Source organism: Sideroxyarcus sp. TK5, assembly GCF_054601595.1.
The window spans coordinates 392,875-410,637 of the sequence record NZ_BAAHSJ010000002.1 but is presented as its reverse complement, the minus strand read 5'-3'; the positions used below and the strand labels follow the sequence as shown (position 1 = coordinate 410,637).

The 17,763-nt window shown below is 57.4% G+C and carries 14 protein-coding genes; 6 read left to right on the top strand and 8 right to left on the bottom strand.

Translation table 11 applies throughout. The features are described from left to right. Nucleotides 1–26: 26 nt before the first annotated feature. The 4 genes from ACYPYQ_RS05025 to ACYPYQ_RS05010 form a co-directional block, all read right to left on the bottom strand. Nucleotides 27–854: an HDOD domain-containing protein gene (locus tag ACYPYQ_RS05025; protein ID WP_459720672.1), complete on the bottom strand. Its 828-nt coding sequence runs from the start codon at nt 852–854 to the stop codon at nt 27–29. Between the two features lie 51 nt (nt 855–905). Next, on the bottom strand, nt 906–1,724 hold the full coding sequence (locus tag ACYPYQ_RS05020) for a response regulator (RefSeq protein WP_459720670.1): 819 nt from the start codon (nt 1,722–1,724) through the stop codon (nt 906–908). Next, nucleotides 1,724–3,529, bottom strand: a complete 1,806-nt coding sequence (locus ACYPYQ_RS05015) for a putative bifunctional diguanylate cyclase/phosphodiesterase (RefSeq protein WP_459720667.1) — start codon at nt 3,527–3,529, stop codon at nt 1,724–1,726. The genes ACYPYQ_RS05020 and ACYPYQ_RS05015 overlap by 1 nt, the downstream gene beginning before the upstream one ends. Before the next feature lie 199 nt (nt 3,530–3,728). Beyond that, nucleotides 3,729–3,989: a diguanylate cyclase domain-containing protein gene (locus ACYPYQ_RS05010; RefSeq protein WP_459720664.1), complete on the bottom strand. Its 261-nt coding sequence runs from the start codon at nt 3,987–3,989 to the stop codon at nt 3,729–3,731. Nucleotides 3,990–4,121: 132 nt separating this feature from the next. Between ACYPYQ_RS05010 and ACYPYQ_RS05005 the strand changes: the two genes are divergently transcribed. From ACYPYQ_RS05005 to ACYPYQ_RS04990, 4 genes are all read left to right on the top strand, one after another. Further along, nucleotides 4,122–4,370, top strand: coding sequence for a DUF3606 domain-containing protein (locus ACYPYQ_RS05005; RefSeq protein ID WP_459720661.1), 249 nt, complete (start codon nt 4,122–4,124; stop codon nt 4,368–4,370). 196 nt (nt 4,371–4,566) lie between these two features. Beyond that, nucleotides 4,567–5,211: a hypothetical protein gene (locus tag ACYPYQ_RS05000; RefSeq protein WP_459720658.1), complete on the top strand. Its 645-nt coding sequence runs from the start codon at nt 4,567–4,569 to the stop codon at nt 5,209–5,211. Nucleotides 5,212–5,518: 307 nt separating this feature from the next. Further along, entirely contained in the window at nt 5,519–8,587 is a 3,069-nt protein-coding gene (locus ACYPYQ_RS04995; protein ID WP_459720655.1) for a PAS domain S-box protein, read from the top strand. After that, entirely contained in the window at nt 8,584–10,539 is a 1,956-nt protein-coding gene (locus tag ACYPYQ_RS04990) for an EAL domain-containing protein (RefSeq protein WP_459720652.1), read from the top strand. Before ACYPYQ_RS04995 ends, ACYPYQ_RS04990 begins: the two co-directional genes overlap by 4 nt. A 263-nt stretch (nt 10,540–10,802) precedes the next feature. On the opposite strand, the gene ACYPYQ_RS04985 is transcribed toward ACYPYQ_RS04990, so the two are convergent. The 4 genes from ACYPYQ_RS04985 to ACYPYQ_RS04970 all read right to left on the bottom strand — a co-directional run bounded on the left by ACYPYQ_RS04985 (nt 10,803) and on the right by ACYPYQ_RS04970 (nt 14,947). After that, nucleotides 10,803–12,785: a tyrosine-type recombinase/integrase gene (locus tag ACYPYQ_RS04985; protein WP_459720649.1), complete on the bottom strand. Its 1,983-nt coding sequence runs from the start codon at nt 12,783–12,785 to the stop codon at nt 10,803–10,805. A gap of 4 nt (nt 12,786–12,789) precedes the next feature. Next, the gene (locus ACYPYQ_RS04980) at nt 12,790–13,053 is read right to left on the bottom strand and encodes a nicotinamide mononucleotide transporter (RefSeq protein ID WP_459720646.1); all 264 of its coding nucleotides are present in this window, start codon (nt 13,051–13,053) and stop codon (nt 12,790–12,792) included. Between the two features lie 260 nt (nt 13,054–13,313). Further along, complete coding sequence (locus ACYPYQ_RS04975; protein WP_459720643.1) at nt 13,314–13,676, bottom strand: hypothetical protein; 363 nt, start codon at nt 13,674–13,676, stop codon at nt 13,314–13,316. Nucleotides 13,677–13,969: 293 nt separating this feature from the next. Continuing rightward, on the bottom strand, nt 13,970–14,947 hold the full coding sequence (locus tag ACYPYQ_RS04970; protein WP_459720640.1) for a ParM/StbA family protein: 978 nt from the start codon (nt 14,945–14,947) through the stop codon (nt 13,970–13,972). Nucleotides 14,948–15,248: 301 nt separating this feature from the next. Here ACYPYQ_RS04970 and ACYPYQ_RS04965 point away from each other — a divergent pair, with 301 nt between their 5' ends. Both ACYPYQ_RS04965 and ACYPYQ_RS04960 read left to right on the top strand, forming a co-directional pair. Next, entirely contained in the window at nt 15,249–15,974 is a 726-nt protein-coding gene (locus tag ACYPYQ_RS04965; RefSeq protein ID WP_459720637.1) for a hypothetical protein, read from the top strand. Further along, a complete protein-coding gene (locus ACYPYQ_RS04960) occupies nt 15,971–17,674 on the top strand; it encodes an ATP-dependent helicase (protein WP_459720635.1) in 1,704 nt (567 codons plus the stop codon). The genes ACYPYQ_RS04965 and ACYPYQ_RS04960 overlap by 4 nt, the downstream gene beginning before the upstream one ends. Nucleotides 17,675–17,763 lie beyond the last annotated feature (89 nt).

Sequence of the window (17,763 nt, the reverse complement as noted above, 5' to 3'; positions counted from 1 at the left end):
TTGCCTCCTCGCAATATCCTTGTGCATCAATCCTGCGTCGCCAGCATCAGTCTTGCCGTGGCATCCAGTTGCTGCGGCTGCGGCAAACAGACCTCCAGTTCCGGCCAGCTCAGTTGCAAACTCTCGCGCAGCGTTTCCGGCAGACTCTCGATCAGCGCCTCGCCGCCCGCGCCGCGCTCCAGTTCCACCGCGATATGCACCATCGCGGTCACCGCCTCGAACGGCTCATGCGCCGGCGCGCGCCAATAGCGGATGGCATGTTCCAGTTTGGCCGGAAAATTCCAGCGCCTGGCCATATCCGCACCGATCTCGGCATGATCGAATCCCAGTTCTTCCCGCTCGCATTCGAGCAGATCCCGGCCGGAAGCCGCTTGCTGCGCCAGTACGTCGGCGAACTGTTCCGGCATGCATACATCCAGCACCAGTTGGCCGACATCGTGGAACATGCCTGCGCTGAACGACATCGGCCGCTCATTGCCCAGACATTGCGCCAACGCCTCGGTGTAGGTCGCCACCCGGAAACTGCGCAGCCAGTAGGCATGGCGGTCGAAACCCTTGCCCGCGGCGGCGGGGAAGGCGCGCATGAAGCCCGCCGACAGCACCAGCGAACGGACGGTGTCGAAGCCCAGCACCGTCACCGCTTCCTGGATCGAACCGATCTCGCGCGGCAGGCCGTAGAAGGATGAGTTCGCCACCCGCAGCACTCTGGCGCTCAAGCCCTGATCGAGCGCGATCTTGTGTGCCAGAACAGCGCTGCCGATCCGCTCGTCATTGAAACTTGCCAGCACCTCCTGCACCACCAGCGGCATGGCGGGCAACTGATGCAGGCGGTCGAGAATCGCGTTCTTATCCATCGTAATTCGCGTAGTCATATTGGTTCGGGCCAAATTTCGGAATGATTAGTTTCATATGCCGGCATCGATAACGAGAACGAAGCCTTTTGATAACGAAAACGCCCCCATCCTGCAGCACCAGCAGCTGGCTTGCCGACCATCGTCCAAACGGTACGGGTATTTTTCATCCGGCCTGTCGCATTCCGCGCCCGCCATGCACGCCAGCAATTCGGGCGGGATGACGTCGCTGGCCGTCTCGCCCAGCAAGGCACGCGCTCCCTGCTGCGAGAACAGGCTGTGCGCGGCCCGGTTGGCAATGGCGATCACACCGTCTTCGCCAATGCCGATGACTGCCACCGGCAAGTGTTCCAGCACTTCCTGCGACACCCGCAGCACGTTCAGGTTGCGCATGACTTCACTGGTTTTCTCCTCCACCCGCCGCTCGAGCTCATGGTTGATGCTCAGCAACTCTGCGTTCGCGCGCTGCAACTCCTGCGCCAGCCGGACGTTCTCCATTTTCAATTCGTAGCGCTGGAACGCCTCTTCCACGTTGGCACGCAGCAGTTCGTCCTCCCATGGTTTGGTGAGGAACTTATAGACCGCACCGCGGTTGATGGCGTCGGTCACCGAGTTGAGTTCGGTGTAACCGCTCAGAACGAGGCGCACGGTGTCGGGATACAGTTCGCGCACCCGGCCGAGGAACTCCACTCCGGTCATACCCGGCATGCGCTGGTCGGAAATAATCACGCCGACCTCGTTCTGCGCCAGCAATTCCAGTCCCGCCTCGCCGCTGTTCGCGCGCAGGATGCGGTAGCCATCCCGGCGCAACAGGCGCAGCAGGGCGGAAGTGATGTTCTCCTCGTCGTCGACCAGTAACAGTGTGCGTTCCATCACACCTCCAGTGGCAAACTCAGGGTTTCGCCGTTTTGCAGTAAACGTGTCATTTCCGCCGCGGACACCGGCCGGCTGAACAGATAGCCCTGTATCTCGTCGCATCCCATCTCGCGCAGGCGTGCAAGTTGCGTTGTGGTTTCCACCCCCTCGGCGATGACGTTCATCCCCAGGCTGTGCCCCAATGCGATGATGGCGGTGACGATGGCTGCATCGCTACGGTCGCTGGACAGGTCGCGCACGAACGACTGGTCGATCTTGAGGCTGCTTATCGGAAAGCGTTTCAAATAGCTCAGGCTGGAATAGCCGGTGCCGAAGTCGTCGATGGAGAACTCTATTCCCGTTGCGTGCAGTTTGTTCAGCGTGTCTATCGTCCCGGCCACGTTGTGCATCAGCAGACTTTCGGTCAACTCCAGTTCGATCATCCTCAGCGCCGGATCGAGGCCGTATTCCTCTAGGATGGCGATCACCACCCCGGCGAAATCCGGCTGCCCGAATTGCAGCGGAGACAGGTTGACCGCAACATGAAAACCGGAAAGTCCGGCCGCCTGCCATGCGCGCGCCTGCTTGCATGCCGTGCGCAGCACCCACTCGCCCACCGGCACGATCAGGCCGGTCTCCTCCAGCAACGGGATGAACTCGCCGGGAGAGACCAGACCGCGCTCCGCGCTTTGCCAACGCAGCAGCGCTTCCATGCCGATGATCTTGCCGTGATCCAGATCGACTTGCGGCTGGTAATGGAGCACGAATTCATCGCGCTCCAGCGCCCGGCGCAACCCTGTTTCCAGTTGGAGCCGCTGCCATGCCGAGGCATTCATGTGGGCGGCGTAATACTGGAAGTTGTTGCGTCCCTCGGTCTTGGCGTGATGCAAGGCCGCATCCGCATTCCTGAGCAACGTCGCGGTGTTCGGCCCGTCGAGCGGATACAGGCAGACGCCGATGCTGAGCGTGACGAATATTTCGCTGTCGCCTATCGACATGGGATTCTGCGCGATCGAATCGATTATCTTCTGCGCCACATCGCCGACGTCATGCGCGGCTTTCACGCCCGTCAGCACCACGCCGAATTCGTCGCCTGCGATGCGCGCCACGGTATCGCACGCACGCACCTTGCCGGCCAGCCTTCCCGCCATCACTTGCAACAACTGGTCGCCCATGGGGTGTCCGAAAGAGTCGTTGATCTGTTTGAACCGGTCCAGGCCGACGGCCAGGACGGCCACCATACGATCTTCCCGATGCGCGCGGGCCAGCTCTTGATCCAGACGGTCGTTGAACAGCAGGCGATTGGGAAGACCGGTCAGTGCATCGTAATGGGCGATATGCTCGATCTGACTGTCCTTGTGCGACACCACCTCCGCCAGCTCAAGATTGACCTGCGCCAGCAGGTCGTTTGCGGTCTGTATCTCCTGCAGCAGATGCGCTTTCTCCCACGCCAACTCGTGGTGCCTGAAGGCCTCCAGCACTTCGGCCCGCAATATTTCGTTGTCCCACGGCTTGGCGAAGAACTTGTAGATGGCGCCGCGATTGATGGCATCCATCACCGAATCAAGGTCGGCGTAACCGCTCAGCACGATGCGTATGGTGTGCGGATAGAGCTCCTTCACCTGGGTCAGGAACTCCACGCCGGACATCTCTGGCATGCGCTGGTCAGAGATGATGACGCCGACATCGTGTTGTGCGAGTAGCGCCAAACCTTCCTTGCCGCTGCTCGCGCACAATATCTTGTAGCCGTCGTTCCTCAGCACACGCAACAGAGCGGAGGTAATATCTGCTTCGTCGTCGACCAATAACAGCGTGCGTTCCATATCCCCCCCTCGATTCATGGATTACGCGTGCACTTTATCACGGCATCCGCCATCGAACACGGAGACGCGCCGCAATGAAAGTCGCCCTGTACGCTACCCAGTGCACTGAACTAGGTTTTGCGGCAAGCATCATCTAACCGCATCAAAAGCAAGTCGGATTGAGGACAAGCATGGTGATCAAGACCTTCTGATCTCGACTTTACCGGCCTACATAAAAGAGGCGATAGCAATTCTTGCCTGCCTGTTTTGCCAGGTACATCGCCTGATCGGCATGACGCATCAGGATATCGGCATCGGCATCATCGTCGGGATAGAGCGTCACGCCGATGCTGGCGGATACATTCACTTCAAAATCACTGATCTGAACAGGCGCCGAGGCGGCTTCCAATAGACGGGAGATCAGTTGCTGCGTTACGGTCCGCATCTGCCTTGCTGCTGCCTGTCTTGGCGGCCAGTGCATCAATCAGTTCCTTGCGATTCATGAGATCTCCATATCCATGGTTGCCAATAGGGTTTTGGATTGTTTCCCAAATCGCTGCCCAGTACAAGGATAAAGAATATCTATATCTTTTCGGAAAAGGCATAGATATTCATGGCGATTCCTTTGCTGCGCACGATAGGCTATTTTAAAAAACAGCCCACCTCTCAGGAAGCAAACCACATGTCAGACAATCTGAACATCCGTCAGCCGCAAGATCCGCAACGCATCAACGTGAACGAACCGTGGGAATTGCGATACTGGACAAAGAGAATGGGGGTGTCGGAAGCGCAGCTAAAACAGGCCGTTAAATCTGTCGGCCCGATGGTGATGAAGGTGAAAATCTATCTGGGCGTCAGGTAGCGTCACGCAAACGCTGGATGCAAGGAGGCTTATTCCAAAAGGGATGACTGCTGGCTGTCGGTATGTCGCTATCCTGTTAGCACAAATCCAGCGGATTCTATTTTATTCAGTCCGGATACATTAATCCCTACTTTTAGAATGGATACTGCTAGTATCCATATGCAACACCCTTAATCAGCCAAGGATAACCAACTTTATGCAACTTGAACAATCCGGCTCCACATTGATACAAGCCGCCATCGTCATGGCGATCTTCTCCATGTTCGTCACACTAACCGTCAAGGGGCGCGAGATGCTGGAAAGCTCACATTGCAGTGACCTTGCCAATAAATTCAGGGCGATAGAACAGGCTCTTTATGATGGACAGATTCGTTCCGTTACTTCAGGCGGTACCAGTCAAGCCAACAAGCGCAGAACGCAAAACAACGAGAGTACAGGCGTCACCCAGGACAATCAACGCATCGCTGATCTGCTTAATACTTCCCTAAACGAACCGTTTTATATCTGGCAGAAGATACCGGAAACGGAATCAACGCATAGCGCCTCGAAAAGTCGCGTGAGCGGCTATGCGCCAATCAATTTGTCCAAGGGGGGAGTGAATGCAAGCGACATCCGCAACGCGCCCGTCCGCGGCATGGGCGGCGGATTCATCATCTGCTCCGACAACATCCCGGGTCGCCTAGCGAAACAGCTGGACATGATGCTGGATGATGGCATCACGACCAAAGGTGCAATGCAGATTTCCCACGCGCAACATGGCGGCGCGCCGCTCTCGGAGGATTTTATCAATGCTCACGATTTCTATCTTGCTTGTTTGAGCATCAGACGGACGCCTCAATAATTTCATTTTCGTCGCTCCCTCGCCTGCTCCGGTACGCGCAATCCGCCGGGCCTCAAATCTAGCCCGCCGGATTGGCATCACCCATCAGGTTGATATAGACAGGGGATAAATGAGCAATCCCACTTTATTTCCATAATGATGGTGTGGCTACTGATATAGATACAGGTATAGATAAGTATCTATATCTGTGCGGCATATATGAAAATCCTCCAGGACAGGGTAGTCTGATTAATCGTCGGCGATTTCTCCGGCGCTGTTGTCGTTTGTTCACATTTTACGTGATCAAGAACGCACAAAGAGGGACAGCATGAAAGTTCGTGCCCCATCATTGATCAGGATGCTGCTCATTGCGGTCTTGCCGCCGCTCGTTGCCGGCATGCTGCAATGGGTCTTCTGGGCCGCAATTCAGCCTTACGTATGGCTTCTATTCTTTCCTGCGGTGTTCATCAGCTCCTGGATTGGAGGATTGCGCCCGGGCTTGGCCTCCACGTTTTTTTCGGCAGCATTAGTCACGTGGTTCTTCATCCCTCCTCAATTTTCCTTCGCCGTCGACACGCCGATGACACTCGTCTCGGTCAGCGTGTTTTGCTTGATGGGTGTCCTGTTCAGCATTTCGCACGAAAAAAGAATAAGGTCAGTGCGGCAGGCTGTGGAGGCAACCGTCGCCCTGCGTGCCAGCGAGAGAAAATTGTCAGTGACGCTCGATTCCATTGGCGATGCTGTGATGTCGACCGATGCCCAAGGTAGGATAACGCGCCTGAATTCCGTGGCGGAACAACTGACCGGTTGGTCGCAGGTGGAGGCGCTCGGTCATCCTGTGGCCGATATTTTCCGCATCATCAACCACAAGACACGTCAACCCGCGACTATCCCTGTAGAAGCTGCGCTGGCGGAAGGCATCATCCACGGTCTTGCCAACGATACCGTGCTGATCGCCCGTGACGGCAGGGAAACCCCTATTGCCGACAGTTGCGCGCCCATACGCGACACCGATGGCAGCGTGATCGGTGCGGTGCTGGTGTTTCGCGATGTGGGCAATGAATACGCCGCGCAACAGGCGCTGCGGACCAGCGAGGAGCGATATCGCATGCTGGTCGACGGCGTCAAGGATGTCGCGAACCTGATGCTCGACCTGCAGGGCCATGTCATCACGTGGAATGAGGGGGCTGAACGGTTGAAAGGCTATACGGCCGAAGAGATCATCGGGCGGCACTTCTCGGTCTTCTATCCTGCAGAAGACATCGCATCCGGAAAACCGGCAGCAAAGCTTTCCCAAGCGATGGAGCATGGCCGTTGCGAAGACGAAGGCTGGCGGGTGCGCAAGGACGGAACGCGATTCTGGGCCAATGTAGTCATCACCACCCTTTACAACGAAGAAGGCAAAGCGCTGGGTTTTTCGAAAATCACGCGCGACGTCTCTGCCCGCAAGGCGGCAGAGGATCAACTGGACCGTTTCTTCGAACTATCGCTGGACATGATGTGCATCTCCAGCGCGGACGGTTACTTCAAGCGCGTCAATCCCGCATTCACCAAAACGCTGGGTTGGAGCACCGAGGAGATGCTGACGCATCCCTATCTTTTTTTCGTGCATCCGGACGAACATGCCGTCACCCTGCGTGAGGTCGAGCGGCAGGTCAAGTCCGGAGAGACCGTGCTGCGGTTCGAGAACCGCTACCGGCATAAGGATGGCTCATGGCGGATATTGTCTTGGTTGTCGGCGCCCGACAAGGATGGTCTCATGTACGCCACTGCGCACGATGTTACCGCCTACCGTGAGGCCACGAAACAGCTTGAAGCCGCGAAGCAAAAGGCGGAACTCGCCAACAAGGCTAAGGACTCTTTCCTTGCCACCATGAGCCACGAGATACGCACGCCGCTCACTGGCATGCTGGGCATGCTGGAGCTGCTTTCCATGACGAATCTCGACAAAGAGCAGCATGCGACGCTGGATGCTGCATGGGATTCCGGCAGAGGCCTGTTGCGTATCGTCAGCGACATCCTGGACTGGTCCAAGATAGAAGAAGGAAAACTTGAACTCTCTCCGCGTCCGACTTCAATACCGGGCTTGCTGCAGGATGTCGTCAACACCTACTCGCGTGTCGCCAGCGCCAAATCGCTGATGCTTTGGCAGCATGCCGATCCGCGTCTCAAGGCAGCTTACGTCGTGGACCCCTTGCGCCTGACGCAGGTACTCAACAACTTCGTCAGCAATGCGATCAAATTCACCCTGCAGGGAGAGATCGAGCTGAGGGCAGAGCTTGTGAAACATCTTGATAGCAGCGATCAGGTGCGTTTCTCTGTCAAGGATACGGGGATGGGGATCGCCCTGAAAGACCAACAGCGCCTGTTCCAACGCTACCGGCAGGAGAGCGCGGATACAGCGCGTATGTATGGCGGGACCGGACTCGGGCTTGCGATCTGCAGGCGATTGGCGGAGCTGTTGGACGGTGATATCTCATTGCAGAGCACACCAGGAGAAGGTTCCGTCTTCAGCCTTACCCTGACGCTTCCAGTCTCCGGTGCACCGGGCGAAGAAATAAGAAGTTCGCACCTGGAAGTGGAGCAACGTAAGGTCGTTCCTCTGCTCGACGTCGGTGCCGATGCCCCGCTGGTGCTGGCGGTCGACGATCATCCCATCAATCGCGATCTGCTGGCACGCCAGATCCAGTTGCTGGGATTGCGCGCCGAAACCGCGGAGAACGGATCGGTCGCTCTGTCGAAGTGGCGCGAAGGGCGTTTTGTGCTGGTCATCACCGATTGCCACATGCCTGAGATGAATGGTTACGAACTCGCTCGCGAGATACGCAAGGCGGAAGCGGACGAGTCCCTTCCCAGAACCCCGGTCATCGCCTGGACAGCCAACGCCTTGGCCGAGGAAGAGGGGCGTTGCCGGGATGCCGGAATGGATGAACTGCTGGTGAAGCCCGCCAACCTTGCCCAGCTCAAGCAGGTATTGGCCAAATGGCTATCTCTTGCACAAAGCAACGGTGCATCGAGTATGCCTTCCGTGACGACCACGGATGACCATGAGCAACCTTTAGACCACTCGATCCTGGATGCTATCGTGACGGACGGTTCCGGGCATGCGCGCGTATTGAATGACTTCCTGGCACATATCCGGGACGATCATGCCAAGCTGCCCGGAATGCTCGAACAAGGAAATATCGCCGATGCGGAGACTACCGCGCATCGCATGAAGGGCTCTTGCCGGATGGTCGGTGCCACGGCCATGGCGCGGGCATGTGAAGCGCTGGAGCAGGCGGCGCGGGATCATAATGAAAAAGCAGCGGCCATCGCCAAGGCAGCGCTTGATCAGGCACTTGAGAGGCTGGCGTCGTTTATCTCGGAAGGTGATAACACGGAGGGCGGGCGATGAACATCCATGACCTGAGCGTCTTGATCGTGGAAGATGACGAATTCCAGCGCAGCATCATGACGACCATGCTGAAGTCGCTGGGAATCACTTCCATCCAGACCGCCGGCAATGGCAAGCAGGCGCTGGATATCCTCCTTAATCCAGATTCGAAGAACGTCCATATCGCACTGTGCGACCTGAGCATGCCAGAAATGGATGGTATGGAATTCCTCCGCCATCTGGGAGAAATGCACCGGGATGTTGCTGTCATCCTCACCAGCGGGATGGACGACAAGATATTGACGTCGGTCGGCAAAATGACGCAGATGTATGGCGTCCAGTTGCTGGGCATGATGGAGAAACCGATCTTGCTGGAACAGCTCCGGCAGCAACTGCTCAAGTACGGCAAGACGGCGCAAAAAGCACCGCAGACCAACACGGCAATGAGTTTCCAACTTGAAGAGATCATGCAGGCGATAAGTGCCGGCCAGTTCGAGCCGTTCTTCCAGCCCAAGGTGGATATGAAGAGCGGGCGACTGGTGGGCGCCGAGGCGTTGGCACGCTGGAAGCATCCAGCGCATGGAGTGGTCGGTCCCGGTATGTTCATCCCGGTGCTAGAACAGACTGGCAACATCGATGAACTGACCTTCCATATCCTGAAAAGGTCGGCGGAGGCAGTACGTGTGTTGCATGGACAGGGGCACCTGCTGACGGTATCGGTCAACCTGTCACTGGTCTCGCTGGACGATACGACATTGGCAGACAAGATCACCCGGATCGCACGCGCGGCAGGAGTGGAACCGCAGTTCATCGTGCTGGAGATCACGGAATCCGCTGCCATGACAGATGTCGCGTGCGCATTGGAGAATCTGGCGCGACTGTGTATGAACGGTTTTGTGCTGTCCATTGATGATTTCGGTACCGGCTCTTCAAGTCTGCAGCAACTCACGCGCATAGCCTTCGGAGAGCTGAAGATAGACCAGTCCTTCGTAACCGACTTCGCAGACAACAAGGCACTGCGCATCGTGGTCGAATCAAGCGTTGACATGGCGCATAAGCTGAAGGTCAAGAGCGTGGCGGAAGGCGTGGAGACCCAGCAAGACTGGGATGCCCTGAAAGCCATCGGATGCGATACGACGCAAGGCTATTTCATTGCGAAGCCGATGGATGAAAGTTCATTCCGCGACTTCGTCAACAGTTTCGGAATAACGTTCGCGCACCTGACTCCCTCTTCAGCCCGGGAGGTCTCGCATAAGGCGGCTGAGCTGAAAGTCCTCGTGATCGAGGATGATGACTTCACCAGAAAACTCACACTTCAGGTTCTGCATGACTTGGGCTATTCGAATATCGTCGATGCTGACAACGCGACGGCTGCTATCGAGTTGCTGAATGGGCATGTATTCGATCTGGTCATCACCGACGTCAACATGCCGGGGATGAATGGTTTGCAATTCATCCAGAAGATACGCGCTGGTAAGACCTGCGCAAAACCAGAAACGCGGGTAGTGGTGCTCACTTCGTTCTCGCAGACCGAGATACTCGGTTCAGCGCTGGCACTCGACATCAACGGCTTTCTGGTAAAGCCCATCATTCCTGCCGTCGTGGAGGAAAAGCTTGCGCAGGCTTTGTCGGAACCCCTGCACCTTCATTCCCCCGTGGCATACGAAGCGGTCAGAACCGAATTGAAGAGTCTACCGTCGTCCGAGGAAACCAACACTTCCGTCCATCGCTCGGCTACTGTGAATGCATCCGGAGTTCGTCAGGTGCGCAATGCCAAGGAGCCGACTGGAGGACGACCGATCTCGCTGAACCGCTTGCGCCCCGGGATGGTGCTGAAGGAGAGCGTCCGCCTCAAGGACGGGACGTTGATCCTGTCACAAGGGCACGCACTTTCCGAATTGACCATCAACCGCTTGATGGATCTTAAGAACATGATGTACATGAACGGCATCGTCGTAGAGGGCGTGCTATGAAGGCAACTGCTCGCCACTCCGCAGGCTCACCGGCTTGTGTAACGTACTGGAAAATCATCCGCGCCTGTACCCGTGCCTTTCTCGGGTGCGCGTAATGCGGCGTACCTCTTTCAAGGCGTCTGACATGCAGAGGAACACTTGTTGTTTTGCGCCGCCTCTCCGGTTGTTCAGGCCATACCAACGCCTGCGCAAAATATATGCTCCGAACAGATCCTCACTCAGCTCGACCATGTATCCGCGCTGATTGCTCTCGAAACGCAGAATCACACCGCCCCCTTGCTCGATCTGCTCTGCCCTGCGCTTTCCACCGCACGCCACATATTCTCATCGGAGGCATCGGTATAAATGCTGGTTGTTTGAAGGCTGGCATGGCCCAGCAATCGCTGAATGACGTTCAGGGGAACGCCGCTCAACGCCAAATGGCTTCCGCAGGTATGACGCATCCAGTGGACCGTAGCCTGCTCGAATGCTTTGGCCTCGATGCTCCGGCCGTCTTCCTTGAGTTTTCTGGCCACGTCATCAAAGAACCCGTCCAGCGATTTGGAAAGCGCACTGGTGGTGACCGCTCCCGGGCCGGTCAGGCTTGCGATGAGCGGCGTCTCAGGCGGGTTGCTGAGGATGTCCGAGTTCAGGCCCCGATGGTCAAGGTAGGTTTTCAGCGCCTCGATGGTGTCCGATGGAATAGGCACTGCGCGCCACTTGCCGCCCTTCCCCAGCACCTTGAGCATCCACCTCACTCCCACACCATCCGTGAGCGGCATGGTGTAGATACGACCAATGGTCGCGTCCACCAGCTCCGAGATACGCATGCCGGTGGAATAGGCCAACGGGAGGACGAACTTCAGCCTCACGTTCTGTTTGCTGATCGGCTGGCCAGCCAGACCCGACATCAAATGTTCCCATTGGCCAACCGAGAAGGCGCGCATGAACTCAACCTCCGGTGCCGGTTCGTCGGCATTGACCCGCAGCGTCTTCGACACCCCTACCCATGGATTGAATGCGCAGTAATGTACGCGGACCAGCCACTCATACAAACCACTGACAACGGTTACGGCGTACTTCACGCTGCGCGCCGATAGCGCCCCATCGAACGGCTTCCAGCCTTGTTTGTGGCGAGCAATACCCTTCTCACCCAGCCATGATGACTGCGCAATACGGAAGGGCCACTCTGCGTCTTCTGTGCGGCCGAGCATGGAAAGCCAATCACGATAGGCGGCACAGTCTTCGACCGACAGGCTGGATAGTGCCTTGCCGCGTTCCAGCACCGCCCATAGCAGCATCCGTTCAGCTTCCTTCTGATAGGAGCGCTGCGTGTTCGGATTTCCGGACTTCGTGGCCAGCCACGCAAAGATGGCCTGGTAATCGTTGGCTGCATCGATGCGCGGTGCTCCAGGGTAGCGGTTCGAGCCGTCCCGTCCATCAAGGTCTGCCGGCGAGGCAAACGACTCCAGCGGCACGATTCCTGTGCACATCTGGCGTGTTTGGATCAGTGCGCTGGTGGATATGCTACGCAGCGGCATAAGTGACAGTTCCGGAAGTGCCCCCAGTGAGGCTTCATAGCCCCGCAGCCACGCCACGATACGCGCAGCGCCCTTTTCTCCTAGTCTTGGCACGCCGATCCACCACCGATATCCGGCGCTGGCAATACAATCCAAGAGATGCCCCAGCGTAGGCAGCCCGGCCAGCAGCAGGCGCTTGGATATCGTTTCATCGAACCATGCCGCAACCCAGTCTTCGCGCACAGGGTCGGCAGAGATCAATGGCTCTATCCATTTCAGGGCTTCCAGCTGCCGACTGATCAGGCGCTGCCTCTTCCGAGCTTGTGTATCGACGGACTGGGGATGGGCTTCCAGATAGGCTTGAAGCAGCTCTCTCTCGGTGTAGAAGCCGTTCGGGTCGAACTCATCCCGGAACTCATCCAGCGAAGGGATCTTGGCCGTGACCTCGACGGGACTATGGATGGTCACCCGCAGACGGATCAGGTGGGCCTCACGATGTTTGCCATGTCGCAATGCAGCCTGGCGCAGCGTGTCCCAGATCCACACCAGCGTCGTCTTGGCGCGGCGGAGATCCATGCCGGTCTCAAGATACTTGTCGGCCATGTCGCCGATGTCCAGCCCTTGCAGACTTGCACGGAAAAAGGCGATGTGATGCCGACCGATTTTTCTTTGCACGAGGTTGCCGCTCAAGGTATGTGCAGCACCTCGAACTCCAGCAATTTCCGGTGGCTCGACGGCCTTGTTCACAACCTTATCCACCATTTTTGTGGATAGATTTGAGCGCAAGGCGCGGAACAACCAGCCACTTCCAGATGCCCATCAAGCTTGTGACCGTGAAGCCGAGCTGCTGGACCACCAACCCATTAGCGTGTGTCAACAGGCCGTATGCAATCCAGGCAACATTCGACAGGATGAATAGCACCCATCCCCATGCAGAATGGCGGGAGTTCATGGCAAGCAGTGCTGCGCCGCCCAATCCGATGATGCACCCTACCCATTCAATCAATTCGATCATTCAACCCACCTCATCAGCGCTTCCAGATGTTCGCCTTCGAACACCTCGCGTTTCACTGCACTCAATTTCCGATAGTTCATCTCGGCCAGTGCCTCACAGAGTCTTTCCGCGTCCGGATGCAACAACCGTTGTGCCGTGTACTCGGGATGTGCTGCAGAACACTTCGTATTGCCTCCCCCAACTGTTCCAGCGACACCCATTCATGAGATAGGGCGCGCGACATCACTGCGGTCTTCTCGCTCATGATTTCTGACTTCCCGCTAGCCATCTGGATACAAGCGGCGCATTTCTGCTTCATGCTCCCGATCCCAGCGATAACGAACTTCTCCGGCCGCGTTGCTCATGGCATCGGCGAGTTCGATCATGCGCGGGAAGTTCTCGACGCACCAACGGCCAGCGATCCGCAATTCCTCGGTTTCGCCGTGGCGCGCGTACTCGTGAAGCATGGCAAAGACCGCCGCCGAATACTTGTTGTCGAGCGGTGCCAAGATCTCGCTGATCGAGAACGAGTTCCGGCTGTTGTACAGCGACAGGATGCACTTCACCATTGCGGATTGACCGCTTGTGCCGTGGTGCTGCTTGGCCAGATCAAGGCCGGCAAGATAGGGATTGCTAATCGTCATTCGTCTGCCCGAAAACACTACGCGTAATGGACTTTGCTGTGCTGCTAGCACCCTTGCCTGGTGTCGTCTGGATTGCCGCAGGAGCTGCCTGCGTAGCAACCGGCGCTGCTGCCGGTGCAGCGGCGGCGTGGGACCGACCATCGTTCATGAAAGCCAATCCCATCGCCGCAAGGAATCGCATCCGCTCAGCACGGGCGCGTGGCGAGTGCTTGGCCAACTCGGCCTCCAACTCAGGGTATCCCTCGAAATAGTTGACGGTTATCCGCATGACCCCTCCAAGCTCTCGCCGTCCATTACGCCGCCCCGCCGTGCCAGAAGCCGCGTGCGTTCGCGAACACGGACGATTCGGAAATCGTCAGCGGTGTCTTGTCGAAAGCTTCCTTGATCGCGGCTTGGAACAACGGTGCGCCACCACCCACCATCACGATGGCATCGACCGCTGACTCTTCCTTGCGCAGGGAGGCTTGCAGCTGGGAGCTGACGATGTGCCCCACTGTTGCCGAAGCAGCGGCCAGATAGGGGGCGATGTCGACGCGAGTGCCGTGCACCGACACTGTGTTCCGGCCGGAACGTACCGCGTTCTCCATCTTGCTGCGTCCTGGGCCGCTCCCGTAGTCCTTGCCGATCAGCGCGCTGGCTTCGTCCAGGATGACCGAGGTGGCATCGAGACTGGTACCGGACGAGCCGCGCTTGAATTCGCCGTTCACCAAAAGCACCCAGTCCACCGAGAAGAAGCCCGGGTCGATGACCAGTACCGAGGCATCTTCGATCTCGGATGGATCTTCGAGGTGGTTGAGGTAGTCGACGAAACCGCCCAGCGGCTGGGGCACGATCTTCACGTCCTTGACGATGATCTTCTTCTTCGGGGTGACTTGATGCTCGCCCTTCATGGTCTTGGCCAAGTGCTTGCGCAGACCGTCATCGAAGTATTGACTGGTCGGCAGACCAGTCACCACGCGATCGATCTCCGTCATGCCGGACAGCAGCAGACCGGCATTGAACAGGGCGCGGTAGGAATCGGTGGAGGTGTAATCCTTGTGGAGTTCGCGCGCCCAGTTCTCCAGTCGATCATGGCTGCATCCGGCGACATACTCTTTGCCATCCACCAGAACGCGCAAAGGCTCATCTGCGCCGGCAGGCATGATGCGCTGGCCGATATGCTCCGATGGTGCGGCACCGGCAGGACGGCTTACGAGCGCTGGCTCCTTCCCATCTTCACCAAATGCCACCTTCAAGTTCGAGTAACCAATATCCAGTCCGACGATTTGCACAGCATTCTCCTTGTGTGTAGTGAAATTCCAGTTCACCCACAGGCGTTCTACCGAACGTCTCGCAAATTTCACGCCCTCATCTTCAACACATCTACAAGGCGTCTGCGGCGCGTTTCCCTGCGCCTTCAAATCTTCCTTGCGTGCTGTAGTGCGCCTGTGGAGCGTGTGGCGATTATCAAGAGATGCTTCTCTGAAATCCTTGAAATACGGTTCAAATTTGAACCGCATTCCGAGGATTTTCTTGGGGGGCTGCGGCAAAGTCATGCTCGCAATACCCATCCCATTCACTTAAGGAACAACCATGGCAGACAAGACGGAAGTAAAGAAAGCAGAGATCCCGGCTGCGAAGCGCAAGATCGAATTCAGTAACCCCTATATCCAGAAAACGATATCGCTGAATACGACCCCTGCCCAACTGGCTTTTGATACCGCATTCGATGAGTGCGCAGTGTCGATGCGCAATTTGAGCGCGGTGCTCCCCACCATCATCAAAAACCAGAGCGACATGATGGCTGTCAACGGTGCCGTCGATCATCTGATCAACAAAGCGCTGGCCGAGCTGCGCAAGGTAGCAGCTCAGATCAAGAAGATCGCCGACGATAACGGTATTGAAATGGGTAGATTGAGCTACACGAATGCAGCGACCGTTGAGGCCAAACTGACCTGTCACAAGGCTGGCCAGTACCTGCAAATCATCACCGAACTGGACGAGCTGATCTGCCTTGTCCACTCAGCCTGGTTCGCTGGTTTCATTGCCGACGATGTGAAATCGAGCATGGAGCGCAAGTGGCGTCGCAAGGCCATCGGCGTGGCTGCCGAGATCAAGAGCATCACGAACCGCGCATTCAAAGCCCACAACAACAAGGGACCAGACCAGGAGCACGATGACGATCTGACTTTGACTGATGGCGCATCTACCACCGAGACCGGTACGGAAGGTTCGGAACCTGCTGCAACAGCGACCAAGCCGAAGCGCACAAAGAAGGCCGCCGCCGCAGCTCAACCTGCTGAAGCTGTCGTTGCTTGATCGAACTCAACCCGCATCAAAATCGGGCTATCAGCGCCGATGGGCATTGCTCGATTCTGGCCTGTCCAGGATCGGGCAAAACCAGCGTGCTATCCATGCGCGCTGCCCGGCTCCTCTCTGAAAACAAAACCGGACGGCTCTGCGCCGTCACCTTCACTCGCGATGCTGCAGCCGAACTTAAAGCCCGGACACTACAGTTGTGCGGGGAGCGCGAGGCGCAGCGCTTAGCTGTCGGCACCTTCCATTCCGTCGCACTTTCGCAAATTCGCCGCCTGAAGCACTTGTCCCGTATCAAGCTGCTATCTGATGGGGAGCGCATGGGCATACTGCGTCGGTGCTACTCTCAATTCAAGTGCCACGCACCTTTCGAGGACGTGCTGTCCGCCATCGACCGCGCCAAATCCCAACTCGGCGTCCCCAAGTTCGAGGATGTCGAGATCGAGGATGTGTTCCATGCCTACCAAGGCCTGCTGGCCACAGAGCGCGGCATGGACTTCTCCGACATCCTGTTGACCGTGGTGAACGGTATTCGGGATGACAGTATCAAGCCGCTCTCCATACGCTGGCTGCTGGCTGACGAATTTCAGGATGCGGATGAGATTCAGACGCAGTGGGTGATCGAGCACGGCAAGGCAGGCATCGAGTGCACCATCGTTGGCGACGATGATCAGAGCTTGTACTCCTTCAGGAACGCCCTCGGGTACGAGGGGATGCAGCGCATCACCCAGCAGCTTGTCTCCCAAGAGATCACCCTACCCGTCAATTACCGGTGTGCGCCGAACATCCTTGCTCACGCCGCAACGCTGATCGCCTGCAACAAGCTGCGTGCCAACAAGGCCATCACGGCGCATCGCTCCAATGTGGGCGTCATCAATGTGCATCGCGTTGCAGATCGGCTCGATGAGGCTGGCCGCGTAGCCAAGGCAATCAAGTCTTCCCCCGGCCAAACTTGGGCGGTTCTGGCCAGAACCAACAGCTTGCTTGAGCACGTCGAGGCGGAGCTGATGGCGAACGCTATCCCCTATCGCCTGTCTGGCGGCAAGTCCATCTGGGATGGCATGGTAGGAAGCGCGCTTGTCGGGCTGCTCAAGAGTGTGCATTCGGACAACTGGACGGGCATGGCCAACGCGCTCTCTATGTGCGGCATCAAGCCGGAGCTGCTCAACCTGGACCACAGCCACAAGAACTGCGACCAGATGCTGGAAAAGATCCGCCAGCACGTACCCAACGAAGATGTGCGCGCCATCAAAATCATCGACGGCGTGAGGCGCGGTTGCGCCGACTGGCGCCGGCAAATGGCAGACGGCAACACCTCTCTGGCCATCTATGCGGCCACGAACTGGTTTTCTCAGTACCTGAAGTCCGATAGAGGAAACCTCCTCAAGAAGCTGGCCAACATCGTGGCAAAGCTGAATGGATCTCTCGCGCAGCGGCTGAACACCCTGACCAGGCTGAATTCGGACACTGCCGCGGCCGAGGTCGTTCTCTCAACCTTGCATGGCAGCAAAGGACTGGAGTTCGACAACGTTTGGATCATCGCGGCCGAGGACGGGAACCTCCCCCACCTTGATTCTACCGAGGCCGAGGAAAGGCGCTTGTTCTACGTCGGTATGACGCGCTCCAGAAACCGACTTGAGATCAGCAGTTCGCTTGATGATGGGCCGGAATCGAGATTCATGAGGAAAGCTGAGCTTCTTTAGATTACCAAACTCCGGTGGGCTCCTTTTTGACATCCTCCCCGGCATGAGTGCCGGGGAGGATGTCAACCCCGCCTGTTGGGAGACGAAAA